General features: G+C 67.1%; 14 protein-coding genes. 12 read left to right on the top strand and 2 right to left on the bottom strand.

What is annotated here, in order from left to right; all coding sequences use genetic code 11:
• Positions 1–4 precede the first annotated feature (4 nt).
• Both HWX36_RS24235 and lexA read right to left on the bottom strand, forming a co-directional pair.
• Positions 5–340 (bottom strand): hypothetical protein, encoded by a 336-nt coding sequence (locus HWX36_RS24235; protein ID WP_043182727.1) that lies wholly within the window; start codon positions 338–340, stop codon positions 5–7.
• A 26-nt stretch (positions 341–366) separates the two neighbouring features.
• Positions 367–1,014, bottom strand: coding sequence for a transcriptional repressor LexA (gene lexA / locus HWX36_RS24230; RefSeq protein ID WP_009689103.1), 648 nt, complete (start codon positions 1,012–1,014; stop codon positions 367–369).
• Between the two features lie 264 nt (positions 1,015–1,278).
• On the opposite strand from lexA, the gene HWX36_RS24225 reads away from it, so the two are divergent.
• The 12 genes from HWX36_RS24225 to HWX36_RS24170 all read left to right on the top strand — a co-directional run bounded on the left by HWX36_RS24225 (position 1,279) and on the right by HWX36_RS24170 (position 15,296).
• Entirely contained in the window at positions 1,279–2,316 is a 1,038-nt protein-coding gene (locus HWX36_RS24225) for a sulfate ABC transporter substrate-binding protein (protein WP_069256599.1), read from the top strand.
• A 122-nt stretch (positions 2,317–2,438) separates the two neighbouring features.
• Complete coding sequence (cysT, locus tag HWX36_RS24220) at positions 2,439–3,332, top strand: sulfate ABC transporter permease subunit CysT (protein WP_175955464.1); 894 nt, start codon at positions 2,439–2,441, stop codon at positions 3,330–3,332.
• A complete protein-coding gene (gene cysW, locus HWX36_RS24215; RefSeq protein WP_175955463.1) occupies positions 3,329–4,279 on the top strand; it encodes a sulfate ABC transporter permease subunit CysW in 951 nt (316 codons plus the stop codon). Before cysT ends, cysW begins: the two co-directional genes overlap by 4 nt.
• 13 nt (positions 4,280–4,292) lie before the next feature.
• Positions 4,293–5,351, top strand: a complete 1,059-nt coding sequence (locus HWX36_RS24210; protein ID WP_011351896.1) for a sulfate ABC transporter ATP-binding protein — start codon at positions 4,293–4,295, stop codon at positions 5,349–5,351.
• Between the two features lie 75 nt (positions 5,352–5,426).
• Positions 5,427–6,353, top strand: coding sequence for a CysB family HTH-type transcriptional regulator (locus tag HWX36_RS24205; protein ID WP_175955462.1), 927 nt, complete (start codon positions 5,427–5,429; stop codon positions 6,351–6,353).
• Between the two features lie 513 nt (positions 6,354–6,866).
• Positions 6,867–7,253 carry a DUF805 domain-containing protein gene (locus tag HWX36_RS24200; RefSeq protein WP_175955461.1) on the top strand — a complete coding sequence of 129 codons (387 nt, stop codon included), beginning with the start codon at positions 6,867–6,869 and terminating at the stop codon, positions 7,251–7,253.
• Between the two features lie 276 nt (positions 7,254–7,529).
• Positions 7,530–8,480 (top strand): sugar ABC transporter substrate-binding protein, encoded by a 951-nt coding sequence (locus HWX36_RS24195; protein ID WP_175955460.1) that lies wholly within the window; start codon positions 7,530–7,532, stop codon positions 8,478–8,480.
• Positions 8,481–8,625: 145 nt separating this feature from the next.
• Complete coding sequence (locus tag HWX36_RS24190; RefSeq protein WP_175955459.1) at positions 8,626–10,239, top strand: sugar ABC transporter ATP-binding protein; 1,614 nt, start codon at positions 8,626–8,628, stop codon at positions 10,237–10,239.
• A complete protein-coding gene (locus HWX36_RS24185; protein ID WP_175955457.1) occupies positions 10,236–11,255 on the top strand; it encodes an ABC transporter permease in 1,020 nt (339 codons plus the stop codon). The genes HWX36_RS24190 and HWX36_RS24185 overlap by 4 nt, the downstream gene beginning before the upstream one ends.
• Before the next feature lie 35 nt (positions 11,256–11,290).
• Positions 11,291–12,322, top strand: a complete 1,032-nt coding sequence (locus HWX36_RS24180; protein ID WP_175955454.1) for a LacI family DNA-binding transcriptional regulator — start codon at positions 11,291–11,293, stop codon at positions 12,320–12,322.
• Complete coding sequence (rbsK, locus tag HWX36_RS24175) at positions 12,319–13,248, top strand: ribokinase (RefSeq protein ID WP_175955452.1); 930 nt, start codon at positions 12,319–12,321, stop codon at positions 13,246–13,248. The genes HWX36_RS24180 and rbsK overlap by 4 nt, the downstream gene beginning before the upstream one ends.
• 278 nt (positions 13,249–13,526) lie before the next feature.
• The gene (locus tag HWX36_RS24170; protein WP_175955450.1) at positions 13,527–15,296 is read left to right on the top strand and encodes a methyl-accepting chemotaxis protein; all 1,770 of its coding nucleotides are present in this window, start codon (positions 13,527–13,529) and stop codon (positions 15,294–15,296) included.
• The last annotated feature ends 514 nt before the right edge of the window (positions 15,297–15,810 follow it).

Here is a 15,810-nt window from a genome sequence, read left to right as displayed (position 1 = left end):
GCAATCAGAGACCGCCTGGCGTGGCCGATCGTTCCTCCGCGATGCAGCGATCGATCATCCGGCACACGGCATCGATCGTGCCGACCATGATCAGGCGCGAACGGCCGTGATAGACGCGCACCGGCGCGCGGCGCGCGGGTTCGGCGTGATTCAGGCCGGCGTTCAGCGATACCCGCGCGAAAGCGGGAAGCGCCGACGGCAGCAGGGACGCCTGCCGTTCGACTGCGACTTCTTCTTGCACGGGCGCCGCCGCGGACAGCGGTGCGCAGGGCGTGCGGCCGCGCAGGTGACGCAGGCGACCGAATTGACGGAAAGGCAGCAGACGGGAAAGGCGTTCCATGATGTTCTCCTGAGCGAGACGGAATGTCAGAGTTCGCCCGAGCGAATCAGCCCGACGGCGATGCCTTCCAGCGCGAATTCCGCGCTGCCGGCCTTGACGAAGATGTTTTCGTAATCCGGGTTCTCCGCGATCAGCTCGAGACCGCCAGGCCGGCGCATCAGGCGCTTGACCGTGACGTCGTCGCCGAGACGCGCAACGATGATCTGGCCGTCCTTCGCTTCCGTGCGCTTCTGCACGGCGAGGAGGTCGCCGTCGAGGATGCCGGCGTCGCGCATCGACAGGCCGCGCACTTTCAGCAGGTAATCGGGCTTGCTGGAGAACAGCGCGGGATCGCACGCGTAATGCTGCGAGATGTGCTCCTGCGCAAGGATCGGGCTACCGGCCGCGACGCGGCCGACGAGCGGCAGCGACAGCTGCATCAGGCCGGCGTGCGGCAGCGTGAACTGGTGCGGGGCATCGTCGATGCCGAGCAGGCGGATGCCGCGCGATGCGCCGGCGGCCAGCTCGATCACACCCTTGCGCGCCAGCGCGCGCAGGTGCTCCTCGGCCGCATTCGGCGAGCTGAAGCCCAGTTCGGCCGCGATCTCGGCACGGGTGGGCGGGAATCCGGAGCGCTCGATCGCGCGACGGATCAAGTCGAACACTTGCTGCTGACGGGCGGTGAGTTTGGTCATGGCTCAACTGTATGGATAGACAGTGAGCTGTATTTTTATACAGTAGTTCGCGAATTTCAAGTGTTACTTGAGGTTCGACGCGATCGCGCCGGTTCCGGCGCGATTTCGCGACGCCCGGACGCCGGTTCATCTGCCGCAACCGTCCATCCAGCCTGCGTTAGCACTTTTGAGTATTAAAAAATGAGGAACGATTATTTTTAATCATGTAACCCGTTCGTTAGACTGGCCCGACATCGCAATACCGACAACACTGGAGAACCAAGGATGGGCAAGCGCAACACGGGGCTGGTGGGCGGGGTGGGCCGCCTGATCGCAACACTCGCGCTGGGCGCGGCGGCGGCGCTGGGCGTCGCGACGCACGCGCAGGCCGATACGACCTTCCTGAACGTGTCGTACGACCCGACGCGTGAGCTGTATCAGGACTTCAACCAGGCGTTCGGCAAGGAGTGGAAGGCGAAGACGGGCGAGACCGTCAACTTCAAGCAGTCGCACGGCGGCTCGGGCGCGCAGGCGCGCTCGGTGCTCGACGGCCTCCAGGCCGACGTCGTGACGCTGGCGCTGGCGTACGACATCGACGCGCTCGCGAACAAGGGCCTCGTCAGCAAGGACTGGCAGAAGCGGCTGCCCGACAACGCGTCGCCGTACACCTCGACGATCGTGTTCCTGGTGCGCAAGGGCAATCCGAAGGGGATCAAGGACTGGGACGACCTGACCAAGCCGGGCATCTCGATCGTCACGCCGAATCCGAAGACGTCGGGCGGCGCGCGCTGGAACTACCTGGCCGCATGGGCATACGCGGTGCACAAGCCGGGCGGCAACGAGCAGACGGCGAAGGAATTCGTCACGAAGCTGTACAAGAACGCGGGCGTGCTCGATTCGGGCGCGCGCGGCGCGACCACGAGCTTCGTGCAGCGCGGGATCGGCGACGTGCTGATCGCATGGGAAAACGAGGCATTCCTGTCGGTCAAGGAGTTCGGTACCGACAAGTTCGAGATCGTCGTGCCGTCGGTGAGCATCCTGGCCGAGCCGCCCGTCGCGGTGGTCGACAAGGTGGTCGACAAGAAGGGCACGCGCAAGCTGGCCGATGCATACCTGAACTTCCTGTACAGCCCGCAGGGCCAGGAGATCGCGGCGCGCAACTACTACCGGCCGCGTTCGAAGAATGTGCCGGCGGAGCTGACGAAGCAGTTCCCGAAGCTGAAGCTGTACACGGTCGACGATACCTTCGGCGGCTGGACGAATGCGCAGAAGACGCATTTCGCGGACGGCGGCGTGTTCGATTCGATCTACAAGCCGCAGTAACGCCATAACGACAGCGGCGCGCCACGATAGCGCGCCGCATCCCCGACGGTCCGCCGGCGCGATTCACTGCGCCGGCGTTTGCGTCGGACCCATGAGCAGCATCGACCCAGCAAGAGCATCCGATGACGACGTACACCTTTCGCAAGCCGAGCGCGCTGCCCGGTTTCGGCGTGACGCTAGGCATCACGGTGGCCTATTTGAGCCTCGTGGTGCTGATACCGCTCGCCGCCACGTTCCTGAAGACCGCGACGCTGTCGTGGGACCAGTTCGTCACCGCCGTCACGTCGCCGCGCGTGCTCGCGTCGTACCGGCTGACGTTCTCCTCCGCGCTCGGCGGCGCGCTGATCAACGCCGTGTTCGGCTTTCTCGTCGCGTGGGTGCTCGTGCGCTACACGTTCCCGTTCAAGCGCCTCGTCGATGCGATCGTCGACCTGCCGTTCGCGCTGCCGACGTCGGTCGCCGGCATTTCGCTCGCGGCCGTTTACGCGACCAACGGCTGGGTCGGCCAGTATCTCGCGCCGCTCGGCATCAAGATCGCGTTCACGCCGGCCGGCGTGCTGGTCGCGCTGACCTTCATCGGGCTGCCGTTCGTCGTGCGCACGGTGCAGCCGGTGCTCGAGGATTTTGAGCGCGAGCAGGAAGAGGCCGCCGCGTGCCTCGGCGCGTCGCGCTGGCTGACGTTCCGCCGCGTCGTGCTGCCGGCCGTGCTGCCGGCGCTCCTCACCGGGTTCGCACTCGCGTTCGCGCGCGCGCTCGGGGAATACGGGTCGGTGATCTTCATCGCCGGCAACGTGCCGATGAAATCCGAGATCACGTCGCTGCTGATCATCACGAAGCTCGAGCAGTACGACTACGCGGGCGCGACCGCGCTCGCGGTCGTGATGCTCGTCGTGTCGTTCCTGATGCTGCTGCTGATCAACACGCTGCAGTGGTATCTGCAGCGCAGGACGAGCAAGGGCGCAAGCGGCCCCGCGCCCGCCACCGTCACCGCCGTTGCGGCAGGAGGCCAGCAATGAGCCAGGAGGCCACCGTCGTGCTGAAAACCCCGTCGTCGGCCGCGCAAGGGCGCGCCGCGAAGCGGCTCGACCCCGTCAGCGAGTCGCGCGTCGTGCGCTGGCTGCTCACGGGCATCGCGCTGGCGTTCCTCGCGTTCTTCCTCGTCGTGCCGCTCGCCGCGGTGTTCGTCGAGGCGCTGAGAAAGGGCGTCGGCTTCTATCTCGAATCGCTGGCCGACCCCGACGCGTGGTCGGCGATCAAGCTGACGCTGACCGTCGCCGCGATCGCCGTGCCGCTGAACCTCGTGTTCGGCGTGTGCGCATCGTGGGCGATCGCGAAATTCGAATTCCGCGGCAAGGCGCTGCTGACGACGCTGATCGACCTGCCGTTCTCGGTGTCGCCGGTGATCTCGGGTCTCGTGTACGTGCTGCTGTTCGGCGCGCAGGGCTGGCTCGGGCCATGGCTGCAGGATCACGACGTGCAGATCATCTTCGCGGTGCCGGGCATCGTGCTCGCGACGATCTTCGTCACGTTCCCGTTCGTTGCGCGCGAGCTGATTCCGCTGATGCAGGCACAAGGCACCGACGAGGAAGAAGCCGCGCGCGTGCTCGGTGCATCCGGCTGGCAGATCTTCCGCCGCGTGACGCTGCCGAACGTGAAGTGGGGGCTGCTGTACGGCGTGATCCTGTGCAATGCGCGCGCGATGGGCGAGTTCGGCGCGGTGTCGGTCGTATCCGGCCACATCCGCGGCCAGACCGACACGATGCCGCTGCACGTCGAGATCCTGTACAACGAATACAACTTCGCGGCGGCGTTCGCGGTGGCGTCGGTGCTGGCGCTGCTCGCGCTCGTCACGCTCGCGCTGAAGCTGCTCGCCGAGCGCCATCTCGCCGCCGAACTGGCCGGCGCGCGCGACACCGTTCCCGCACATGCCGGCCCCGTCGCCGCCGTGTCGTCGAAATCGTAAAGAGGCAACCAGAATGGGTATCACCGTCCGTAACCTTCAGAAGCGCTTCGGCGATTTCACGGCGCTCGACAACGTATCGCTCGACTTCCCGCCCGGCGAGCTGGTCGCGCTGCTGGGGCCGTCCGGCTGCGGCAAGACCACGCTGCTGCGCGTGATCGCGGGCCTCGAGCACGCGGATGCCGGCCAGGTCGTGTTGCAGGGGCTCGACGTCGCGTCGGTCGGCGCACGTGATCGCCAGGTCGGTTTCGTGTTCCAGCACTACGCATTGTTCCGCCACATGACGGTGTTCGAGAACGTCGCGTTCGGGCTGCGCGTGAAGCCGCGTCGCGAGCGGCCGTCGGAAAGCGCGATCCGCGACAAGGTGCACGAGTTGCTGAAGCTCGTGCAGCTCGACTGGCTCGCGCAGCGCTATCCGTCCGAGCTGTCGGGCGGCCAGCGCCAGCGCATCGCGCTCGCTCGCGCACTCGCGGTCGAGCCGAAGGTGCTGCTGCTCGACGAACCGTTCGGCGCGCTCGACGCGAAGGTCCGCAAGGAACTGCGCGGCTGGCTGCGTCGCCTGCATGACGACCTGCACATCTCGACGATCTTCGTCACGCACGACCAGGAGGAGGCGCTGGAAGTCGCGGACCGCATCGTCGTGCTGAACCGCGGCCATGTCGAGCAGGTCGGCAGCCCGCAGGACGTCTACGATCATCCGCAGAGCGCGTTCGTCTACGAGTTCCTCGGCGCGGCCAACCGGCTGCCGGGCACGGTCGCCGGGCGTGGCTTCGTCGCCGAGGGCGCGGCCGCGCCGATCGAGGTCGATGCCGATTTCGCGGGCCCCGCGAACGCCTATGTGCGTCCGCACGACCTGCAGCTGTGGCCGGTTGGCGAAGGGCACCGCGACGGCATCGCGGTGGACGTGCGCCGCGTGATTCCGCTCGGCGGGTCGGTGCGCGTGGAACTCGAGGCGCGTGCGGGCGGCGCGCTCGAGGCGGAACTCGATCGCGATGCGTGGCGTGCGCTGTCGCTGCAGGTCGGCGATGGCGCGACCGCCGTGCCGCGCGCCGTGAGGGTGTTTCCCGCGCGTTAACGCAAAAATGCAGGGCAGGGGGCGGAAATTGCTCCGATTCGACAATCAAACAACGACAGCCTAAGAGGCATACCCATGAATTTTCAGCAATTGCGGTTCGTGCGCGAAGCGGTGCGCCAGAACATGAACCTGACGGAAGTCGCGAACGTGCTGTACACGTCGCAGTCGGGCGTGTCGAAGCAGATCAAGGATCTCGAGGATGAGCTGGGTGTCGACATCTTCATCCGGCGCGGCAAGCGGCTGACGGGGCTCACGGAGCCCGGCAAGGCCGTGCACCAGCTGATCGAGCGGATGCTGCTCGACGCCGAGAACCTGCGCCGCGTCGCGCGCCAGTTCGCGGATCAGGACAGCGGCCACCTCGTCGTCGCGACGACACACACGCAGGCGCGTTACGCGCTGCCGAAGGTGATCCGGCAGTTCACCGACGTGTTCCCGAAGGTGCATCTCGCGCTGCGCCAGGGCAGCCCGCAGCAGATCGCGCAGATGATCCTGAACGGCGAGGCCGATCTCGGCATCTCGACCGAGGCGCTCGACCGCTATCCGGACATCGTCACGTTCCCGTGCTATTCGTGGCACCACACGGTCGTCGTGCCGAAGGGCCATCCGCTCGTCGGCCGCGAGAACCTGACGCTCGAGGAAATCGCCGAGTATCCGATCATCACGTACGACCAGGACTTCACGGGCCGCTCGCACATCGACCAGGCGTTCACGGCGGCGGGTGCCGTGCCCGACGTCGTGCTGACCGCGATCGACGCGGACGTGATCAAGACTTACGTCGAGCTTGGGATGGGGATCGGCGTCGTCGCCGCGATGGCCTACGATCCGCAGCGTGACACGGGGCTCGTCGCGCTCGATACGCAGCACCTGTTCGAGGCGAGCACGACACGGGTCGGGCTGCGCAAGGGCGCGTTCCTGCGCGCGTATGCGTACCGGCTGATCGAGATGTTCGCGCCGCACCTGAACGAAGCGGAAATCGCGGGGATGTTGCGCGAAGCCGTTTGACGGCAGCGCGTCGTGCGCCATCCACGCGATCGCCGCGGATGGCGCGACATACCTGCGCGGGTTGTCATGTATCGGGCAGCGGCAGGCGATCTGCCGCCGCCTCGGTTGTTCGACTCACGGAATCATCGACCGCCATCGCGGTTTCCCGTCCAATTCTTCGCCGCACACGGCGAACGACATGCATTCGCTTGCCAGCGCAACGACAGGAACAAGCAGGCACGCCTGAACGCCTCGTTTCGGCGGCGGCCGTCATCCATACCGGACGATCCGTATTGCTGCAGATATGATTCAATGCGTGCGAATGCCGGCTGACGCAGGGTCGCGTGGCCCCGCGGTCACCTTCCTGACCGGCCGGTCGGCGCCGGTGACGCAATGAGCCGCACCGGGACGAAGTGCGGAAGGCGCAGCCGGCAGGCCGTCCACCTTCACAAAACAATGCACGCGGATTGCCGGTCCCGACACACTCGGAGACATATCGCGCAACTCGCGACACGCGTGACGAAGAGGTAAGCAATGCGTCTGAAATGGTTTCTCTTTTCCTTCGAAGGCCGGATCGGGCGCCAGCCGTGGTGGATCTACGCGCTGGCTTCCACGGTGCTCGGCGCGATTTTCGATGCGGGTTCCCGCGGCGCGCCGGAAGAGGATCTGCCGCTGCTGGCGATGCTGGTGCTCGTCGCCATTGCGGTCGTCGCGGTGTGGTCGTCGATTGCGGTCGGCGTGAAGCGGCTGCACGACATCGACAAGTCGGGATGGTGGATGCTGTTGCTGTTCGTGCCGATTGTCGGCGCGCTTGCGTTGTTCGTGATGAACGGCTTCATCGCCGGCACGCCGCATGCAAACCGCTTCGGCGAGCCGCCGTCAGCCGGCGAAGACGAGCCGGCGCCGCAGGATCCGGCGTGATACGCGCTCCGAATAAACCCTTAAATATTGATCAGACAGGTTGCGCGCCGACACGAATCGGTACAGCATAGTTTCCACTCCGCCGGCGTTCCGCCGGCGGTGGCGTGTAAACGACAGCACGCGTCAGGCAGTCGGCCGTCTGCCTCGCTTCCATTTCGTTGTACCGACAGCAGCACCGATGGCCGTTGCCCGGGTAGTGTGGCGCAAACGTTTGCTCACATTAAAACAACAGTCAACAATCGTCCGGCCCTTAGGGCCAGTCGCCAGGAGATGCGTATGAATGTCCTCTTTCGCCGTCGCTTCCTGACCGCCGCGCTCGCCGTCGTCGCGGTCGCCGCCGCACCGGCCGTCCACGCGCAGTCTAGGGCCAAGCCGAAGGTCGCGCTCGTGATGAAGTCGCTCGCCAACGAGTTCTTCCTGACGATGGAAACGGGCGCGAAGGAATACCAGAAACACAACGCGAACCAGTTCGACCTGATCACCAACGGCATCAAGGACGAGACCGACACGGCGAACCAGATCCGTATCGTCGAGCAGATGATCGTGTCGAAGGTCGACGCGATCGTGCTCGCGCCGGCTGATTCGAAGGCGCTCGTGCCGGTCGTGAAGAAGGCGGTCGACGCGGGCATCATCGTCGTCAACATCGACAACCGGCTCGATCCCGATGTGCTGAAGTCGAAGAACCTGAACGTGCCGTTCGTCGGTCCGGACAACCGCAAGGGCGCGCGCAAGATCGGCGATTACCTCGCGAAGCGGCTGAAGGCGGGCGACCAGGTCGGCATCGTCGAAGGTGTGTCGACGACGACGAACGCGCAGCAGCGCACGGCCGGTTTCCAGGACGCGATGAAGGCGGGCGGGATGAAGGTCGTGTCGGTGCAATCCGGCGAATGGGAGATCGACAAGGGCAATGCGGTCGCTGCCGCGATGCTCAACGAGTACCCGAACCTGAAGGCGCTGCTGTGCGGCAACGACAACATGGCGATCGGCGCCGTGTCGGCCGTGCGCGCGGCCGGCAAGCAGGGCAAGGTGTTCGTGGTCGGCTACGACAACATCAACGCGATCAAGCCGATGCTGAAGGACGGCCGCGTGCTCGCGACCGCCGACCAGTACGCAGCGAAGCAGGCCGTGTTCGGTATCGACACGGCGCTCAAGGCGATCGCAGAGCATCGCAAGCAGGCCGACATGTCGGGCGTGGTCGAGACGCCGGTGGATCTCGTGACGAAGTGACGCGGCCCCGATGCGGCCGCCGCCCTCAAGAATTTGGCGTGGCGGCCGTTATCCGGGGTGAGCGCGATCACGGCCACTGCATGCACATGCACTTGTGAGCGTCACACCCGCGCGCCGCGTGCGCGCGGCCGCAACCAGGATCGCGATGGACCCGACTTTCCAACCCTCCCGCGCAGCCACTCCCGTGCTGTCCGTATCCGGCGTCGGCAAGACCTATGCCGAACCCGTGCTCGCCGACGTCACGCTGACGCTCGAGCCGGGCCACGCGCTAGCGTTGACGGGGGAGAACGGCGCCGGCAAGAGCACGCTGTCGAAGATCATCGGCGGGCTCGTCGAACCGAGCGCCGGCACGATGCACCTCGGCGGCCAGCCGTATGCGCCGGCGAGCCGGGCGCAGGCCGAGGCGCTCGGCGTGCGCATGGTGATGCAGGAACTGAACCTGCTGCCCACGCTGACGGTCGCCGAGAACCTGTTCCTGAACCGCCTGCCGCGGCGTTTCGGGATCATCGATCGCGCGCGGCTGCGCGACGATGCGCGGGCCGCGATGGCGCAGGTCGGGCTCGACACGGTCGATCCCGATACGCCGGTGGGCGCGCTCGGTATCGGCCACCAGCAGATGGTCGAGATCGCGCGCAACCTGATCGGCGACTGCCGCGTGCTGATTCTCGACGAACCGACCGCGATGCTGACGGCGCGTGAAGTCGAGTTGTTGTTCGAACAGATCGACCGGCTGAAGGCGCGCGGCGTCGCGATCATCTACATCTCGCACCGGCTCGAGGAACTCGCGCGTGTCGCCGAGCGCGTCGCGGTGCTGCGCGATGGCCGGCTCGTGCATGCGGGCGACATGGCGGCGACGACGTCCGACGGGCTCGTCACGCTGATGGTCGGGCGCGAGATCGGCGAGCACATCGATCTCGGCGAGCGCCATATCGGCGCGCCGCGGCTCGTCGTGTCGGGCCTCACCCGCGGGGCGGCGGTGCGCGACGTGTCGCTCGAGGTGCGCGCGGGCGAGATCTTCGGCATCTCGGGGTTGATCGGCGCGGGGCGTACCGAACTGCTGCGGCTGATCTACGGCGCGGATGCGCCGGACGCGGGGACGATCGCGGTCGGCCAGCCGCCGAAGCCGACGCGGATCGCCTCGCCCGTCGAGGCGGTGAAGCACGGCATCGCGCTGATCACCGAGGATCGCAAGGGCGAGGGGCTGCTGCTGACGCAGTCGATCACCGCGAACGTGTCGCTCGGCCAGCTCGACCGGCTCGCGCGCGGCGGGATCGTCGACGGCGCGCGCGAAACGGCGCTCGCCGAACAGCAGATCGACGCGCTACGGATCCGCACGCACGGCGCGACGCAGGCGGTCGGCGAGCTGTCGGGCGGTAACCAGCAGAAGGTCGTGATCGGACGCTGGCTCGCGCGCGACATGGGCGTGCTGCTGTTCGACGAGCCGACGCGCGGGATCGACGTCGGCGCAAAGTTCGAGATCTACACTTTGATGGGCGCGCTCGCGCGCGAAGGCCGCGCGCTTGTCGTCGTGTCGAGCGACCTGCGCGAGCTGATGCTGATCTGCGACCGGATCGGCGTGATGTCGGCCGGCCGCATGACCGCCGTGTTCGAGCGCGGCAACTGGACCCAGGATGCGCTGCTGGCAGCGGCGTTCGCCGGCTTCGGCCGCGAGACGCCGCCGGGCGGCGCGCAGCATCCGGACGCAGGGCAGGCGCCAGGCGCCGCCCCGGGCACTTCGACGACAGGACGACAGCAATGACCCAGCCTCCCGTAACCCCGACCGACGCAGGCGCGCAGCAGGACGTGACGGGGCGCCGCGCGCGCACGCTGTCCGGCACGCGGCTCGGCCTGTCGAACTACCTCGGGCTCGCCGGCGCGCTCGCCGCGATGATCGTGCTGTTTTCGACGCTGAGCTCGCATTTCCTGACCTACGATACGTTCAGCACGATCGCGAACGAGATTCCCGATCTCGTCGTGATGTCGGTCGGGATGACCTTCGTGCTGATCATCGCCGGGATCGACCTGTCGGTCGGCTCGGTGCTCGCGCTCGCCGCGTCGATGGTCAGCGTCGCCGCGCTGAAATGGCAGTGGGGGCCGCTGCCGGCCGCGCTGATCGGCATCGCGGTCGCGACCGTCACGGGCGCGCTGACGGGCGCGGTCACGGTCGGCTGGCGGATCCCGTCGTTCATCGTGTCGCTCGGTGTGCTGGAGGCCGCGCGCGGCCTTGCGTACCAGCTGACGAATTCGCGCACGGCCTACATCGGCGACGCGTTCGATTTCCTGTCGAACCCGATCGCGCTCGGCATCTCGCCGGCGTTCCTGATCGCGGTCGCGGTAATGATCGCGGCCCAGTTCGTGCTGACGCGCACCGTGTTCGGACGCTATCTCGTCGGAATCGGCACGAACGAAGAAGCCGTCCGACTTGCAGGGGTTAACCCGAAGCCGTATAAAATCCTCGTATTCGCGTTGATGGGCGCGCTCGCAGGGCTTGCGTCGCTGTTCCAGATTTCGCGGCTCGAAGCGGCCGACCCGAATGCGGGCGTCGGCCTCGAACTGCAGGTGATCGCCGCCGTCGTGATCGGCGGCACGAGCCTGATGGGCGGGCGCGGCTCGGTGATCAGCACGTTCTTCGGCGTGTTGATCATCTCCGTGCTGGCCGCGGGGCTGGCGCAGATCGGCGCGAACGAGCCGACGAAACGGATCATCACCGGCGCGGTGATCGTGGTGGCGGTCGTGCTCGATACGTATCGCAGCCGGCGCACGCGCGTGCGGTAGAAAGACAGACAGAACAGACCAGAGAGAAACGGGAAATGGCGACGATCAAGGATGTGGCGGCCATGGCGGGCGTGTCGTTTACGACTGTCTCGCACGTGGTGAACAATTCGCGACCGGTTTCCGCGGACGTGCGTGCGAAGGTCGAGGGGGCAATCCGCGAGCTGAATTACGTGCCGTCGGCGGTGGCACGCTCGCTGAAGGCGCGTGCGACGGCGACCATCGGCCTCGTCGTGCCGAACAGCACGAATCCGTACTTCGCGGAGCTTGCGCGCGGCATCGAGGATCAGTGCGCGGCCAACGGCTATTGCGTGTTCTTCTGCAACTCGGATGACGATCCCGTGAAGCAGCGCAACTACCTGCGCGTGCTGCAGGAAAAGCGCATCGACGGGCTGATCGTTGCATCGGCGGGCGAGGATGCGGTGCTCGCGCAGACGCTCGCGGACATCCATGCGCCGCTCGTCGTCGTCGATCGCAACATCGAGGGGCTGGCGGCCGACCTCGTGCAGATCGACCACGAGCGCGGCGCATACCTGGCGACGCGCCATCTGCTCGAACTCGGGCACGCGAAGATCGGCTGCATCACGGGGCCGACCGACACGGCGGTCAGCGCGATGCGCGTGCACGGCTTCATCCGCGCGATGGCCGAGCGCGGCGTCGACATCGTGCCGGGCGCGATCGCGGAAAGCGACTTTTCGTGCCTCGGCGGTTATCACGCGGCGTCGCGGCTGTTCGAATCGGTGCGGCCGAGCGCGATCTTCGCGGGCAACGACCTGATGGGCGTCGGCGCGCTGCGCGCGGCGGCCGAGCGCGGCATGCGCGTGCCCGACGACTGTTCGATCATCGGGTTCGACGACATCGAATTCTCCCGCTACACGTATCCGGCACTGTCGACGGTCGGCCAGTCGGTGCGCGCCCTCGGCGAAATGGCCGCGCAGACGCTGATCGAGCGGATCGGCGGCGGGTCGACCGCCGTGCCGAGCCGCCGCCGCGTCGTGTCGCCGCGCCTCGTGCTGCGTGAATCGACGGCGGTCTACCGCGAACCGCCGGCAGCGGGCGGTCGCGCATGACCGCGCCCGCAGCAGGCGCCGGCCGCGTGACGGTGGTCGGCAGCCTCAACATGGATCTCGTCGTGCGCGCGCCGCGTTTGCCGCTGCCGGGCGAAACGCTCGCCGGCCATGCATTCGCGCAGGCGGCGGGCGGCAAGGGCGGCAATCAGGCCGTCGCGGCCGCACGGCTCGGTGCGCGGGTCGCGATGATCGGCTGCGTCGGCGCGGATGCGCACGGCGCGGCGTTGCGCGCGGGCCTCGAAGCCGAGGGGATCGCCTGTGCGGGGCTCGCGACGAGCGCGTCGGCATCGACCGGCGTTGCGCTGATCGTCGTCGACGATGCGAGCCAGAACGCGATCGTGATCGTCGCGGGCGGCAACGGCGAGGTCACGACCGAGACGATCGCACGGCACGAGGCCGCACTGGCGTCGGCCGACGTGCTGATCTGCCAGCTCGAGACGCCGCCGGACGCGGTGTTCGCGGCGCTGTCGGCCGGGCGTCGGCTCGGCCGCACGGTGGTGCTCAATCCGGCCCCGGCCGTCGCACCGCTGCCGGACGGCTGGCTGCCGCTCGTGGATTACCTGATCCCGAACGAGGTCGAGGCGGGCGCGCTGACCGCGCTGCCGGTGCGCGACCCGGCGGAGGCGGAAGCCGCCGCGCGCGTGCTGCAGGCCGGCGGAGCACGCAACGTGCTGGTGACGCTGGGCGCGCGCGGCGTGCTTGCGCTGACGGCCGATGGCGCGGCACGGCATTATCCGGCGCCGGCCGTGCAGGCCGTCGACACGACGGCGGCCGGCGATACCTTCATCGGCGGCTTTTCCGCGCGGCTCGCGGCGGGCGCGGACGTCGACACGGCCATCCGCTTCGCGCAACGCGCAGCGGCGCTGTCGGTCACGCGCGCGGGCGCGCAACCGTCGATTCCCACGCTTGCCGAACTGGCCGGATAGGGCCGGATCACACATCGCGGCCGGCTCGTCGCAAATGACGGCCGGCCGCGGATCCGCGACGCTCGCCGTCAGCGGAGAACCTCCCATCGCCTGGCTTGCAGCACATGCTGAAGCGTGCATTATTCGTTCAGCCATTTGTAATAAACAGACGAATAATTCGAAAAAATAGCGGAAACACCATCAAGTTGTGCGGCACATGGTCGTAAATGCACCAAGTGAAGCAATGCTTCGAAGCGACGGGCCAGTCCCGTCCATCACGACGCAACACAGGAAGGATGATGGTGTTTAAAAACCTGACGATTCGTGCGCGCATCGGTTTCACGATGGCGTTTCTGGCGGTACTCCTGGGTGTGATCGGCGGGCTCGGCGTGTACGGGATGACGCGCGCGAACGATACGACGCGCGATATTTTCACGAACCAGATGCCGAGCGCGGTCGACGTTTCGGTGGCCGAGATCTACGCTGCGCGCGAACGCCTGGCGCTCGACCGCGCGGCGCTCCTGGCCGGCTCGCCGGACGCGGCGGCGGCCGTCGAACGAAGCCGCGCGATGCGCGCGCAGTCCGATACGTGGTGGCAGAAGTACCTCGCGTTGCCGCGCGGGCCGGAGGAAGACCGGCTCGCCCAGGACGTCGCCGCAAAGCGGCAGGCACTGCAGCACGAGTGTGACGCGTTCGCGAGCGTGATCGGGGCGAATCAGGCCGACCGGATCGGCGAAGGCGCGAAGCAGCTCCAGGCGCGCTACAACGACCTCGCGACGGCGAGCGAGGCGCTGCGCGACTTTCAGTTCACCGATGCGCAAGCCGGCTTCGATCACGCGGAATCGGTGTACGACACGCTGCGCGTGCTGGCGATCGTCGCGTTGTTGGCCGGCCTTGGCGCCGCGGTCGTGTCGTGGCTGACGCTGAGCCGCGCGATCGGCCGCCCGATTGCCGACGCGCTCGCGCATTTCGACGCCATTGCCGCGGGCGACCTGCGCCGGCCGATCGTCGTGGACCGGCAGGACGAGATGGGCCAGCTTCTCGAGGGCCTCGGCAAGATGCAGCGCGGGCTCGTCGACACGGTGCGCACCGTGCGCGGCGGCAGCGAGTCGATCGCGACCGCGGCGCGCCAGATTGCGGCCGGCAACATCGACCTGTCGTCGCGCACCGAGGAACAGGCCGCGGCGCTGCAGGAAACCGCGTCGAGCATGGAGCAGCTGACCGGCACCGTGAAACAGAACGCGGACAATGCACGCCAGGCGAGTTCGCTGGCCGCGAATGCGTCGGAGATTGCAAACAAGGGCAATACGGTGGTCCGCCAGGTGGTCGGCACGATGGGCGAGATCAACGACAGCTCGGCAAAGATCGCGGACATCATTGCCATCATCGAAGGAATCGCGTTCCAGACCAACATTCTTGCGCTGAATGCAGCAGTCGAAGCCGCGCGGGCCGGCGAGGAAGGCCGCGGTTTCGCGGTCGTCGCGGGCGAGGTGCGCAGCCTGGCCCAGCGTTCGTCGACCGCGGCCAAGGAGATCAAGGTGCTGATCGACGCATCGGTGGAGCGCATCCGGTCGGGTTCCACGCTGGTCGACGAAGCAGGGCGCACGATGAGCGACGTGATCGGTGCGGTGCAGCGCGTGACCGACATCATGGGCGAGATCGCGGCGGCGTCCGAGGAACAGAGCGGCGGGATCGACCAGGTGGCGCGCGCGGTCGCGCAGATGGACGAGGTCACGCAGCAGAATGCGGCGCTCGTCGAGGAAGCCGCGGCCGCCGCGCAATCGCTCGACGAACAGGCCGGACGCCTGCGTGAAACGGCAGCGGTGTTTCAGCTCGACGACGACACGTCGCGCTCCGGCGGCAGCGCTCCGGTTGCGGTGCGTCACGCGCCGCGTGCGCCTGCCGCAGCAGCGGTTGCCGCGCCCGTCCAGGCTGCCGCGCGCGACGATCGCGAGGCGCCGCCGAAACGCGCGGCCGCAGCGGCGCCGGCGCGCAAGCCCGTCGCGGCTTCTGCTGCTCCGGCGCAGACTGCCGCTGCCGTTGGCTCGGACGACTGGGAAACCTTCTGATTCGCGCTTGCCGCGCATCTATCCCCATTAGGTGACGAACGACGCCCGCGACATGCGGGCGTCGTCGTTTCCGCGGCTGAAAAATGTGACAGGCGGCGCGCACGAATGACGATCGCGCATCGTCGCGTGCCTCGCGTGACCTGTATCGACGGATGCGTGCACCGGTGCATGTGACGTTCCCACGTCCGTCGTACGGGTATCTCCGTAAGGGCGCTGCGAAAAAAATTTGTAACGGCACGCGCAACGTGTCGTCGAAAACGACCGCTCGAACGTATAGGGATGAAGGGGAGAAGTGACGACGCCGGATGTGTCCAACACACAAGACGTTCCGTCGTTCGACGAGATGCGCCGGATGCAGTTTGTGCGACTCGGGAGATCGATTGTAAAACGACGAAATGTGTTGTCCAAGCGGTGTTGTCGAGAATGACGAACTTCATACGAAGAGTTCGTGAAAAAAAATAAGAAAGGGTTTAGGATGAATTCGAACGCGCTTGCTTCTGCGCAGTCGTACGAA

The sequence above is a fragment of the Burkholderia sp. BCC0405 genome (assembly GCF_902833075.1).
GTDB lineage: Bacteria > Pseudomonadota > Gammaproteobacteria > Burkholderiales > Burkholderiaceae > Burkholderia.
Note: the sequence above shows the minus strand (reverse complement) of the source record. Positions and strands in the feature narration are given on the sequence as shown.

Excerpts from the sequence above, each read along its gene's own strand:
- HWX36_RS24185 (WP_175955457.1), top strand. The coding sequence starts at position 10,236 with ATGACCCAGCCTCCCGTAACCCCGACCGACGCAGGCGCGCAGCAGGAC.
- HWX36_RS24225 (WP_069256599.1), top strand. The coding sequence starts at position 1,279 with ATGGGCAAGCGCAACACGGGGCTGGTGGGCGGGGTGGGCCGCCTGATC.
- rbsK (WP_175955452.1), top strand. The coding sequence starts at position 12,319 with ATGACCGCGCCCGCAGCAGGCGCCGGCCGCGTGACGGTGGTCGGCAGC.
- HWX36_RS24170 (WP_175955450.1), top strand. The coding sequence starts at position 13,527 with ATGGTGTTTAAAAACCTGACGATTCGTGCGCGCATCGGTTTCACGATG.
- lexA (WP_009689103.1), bottom strand. The coding sequence starts at position 1,014 with ATGACCAAACTCACCGCCCGTCAGCAGCAAGTGTTCGACTTGATCCGT.
- HWX36_RS24180 (WP_175955454.1), top strand. The coding sequence starts at position 11,291 with ATGGCGACGATCAAGGATGTGGCGGCCATGGCGGGCGTGTCGTTTACG.
- HWX36_RS24210 (WP_011351896.1), top strand. The coding sequence starts at position 4,293 with ATGGGTATCACCGTCCGTAACCTTCAGAAGCGCTTCGGCGATTTCACG.
- HWX36_RS24205 (WP_175955462.1), top strand. The coding sequence starts at position 5,427 with ATGAATTTTCAGCAATTGCGGTTCGTGCGCGAAGCGGTGCGCCAGAAC.
- cysT (WP_175955464.1), top strand. The coding sequence starts at position 2,439 with ATGACGACGTACACCTTTCGCAAGCCGAGCGCGCTGCCCGGTTTCGGC.
- HWX36_RS24235 (WP_043182727.1), bottom strand. The coding sequence starts at position 340 with ATGGAACGCCTTTCCCGTCTGCTGCCTTTCCGTCAATTCGGTCGCCTG.
- HWX36_RS24190 (WP_175955459.1), top strand. The coding sequence starts at position 8,626 with ATGGACCCGACTTTCCAACCCTCCCGCGCAGCCACTCCCGTGCTGTCC.
- HWX36_RS24195 (WP_175955460.1), top strand. The coding sequence starts at position 7,530 with ATGAATGTCCTCTTTCGCCGTCGCTTCCTGACCGCCGCGCTCGCCGTC.
- HWX36_RS24200 (WP_175955461.1), top strand. The coding sequence starts at position 6,867 with ATGCGTCTGAAATGGTTTCTCTTTTCCTTCGAAGGCCGGATCGGGCGC.
- cysW (WP_175955463.1), top strand. The coding sequence starts at position 3,329 with ATGAGCCAGGAGGCCACCGTCGTGCTGAAAACCCCGTCGTCGGCCGCG.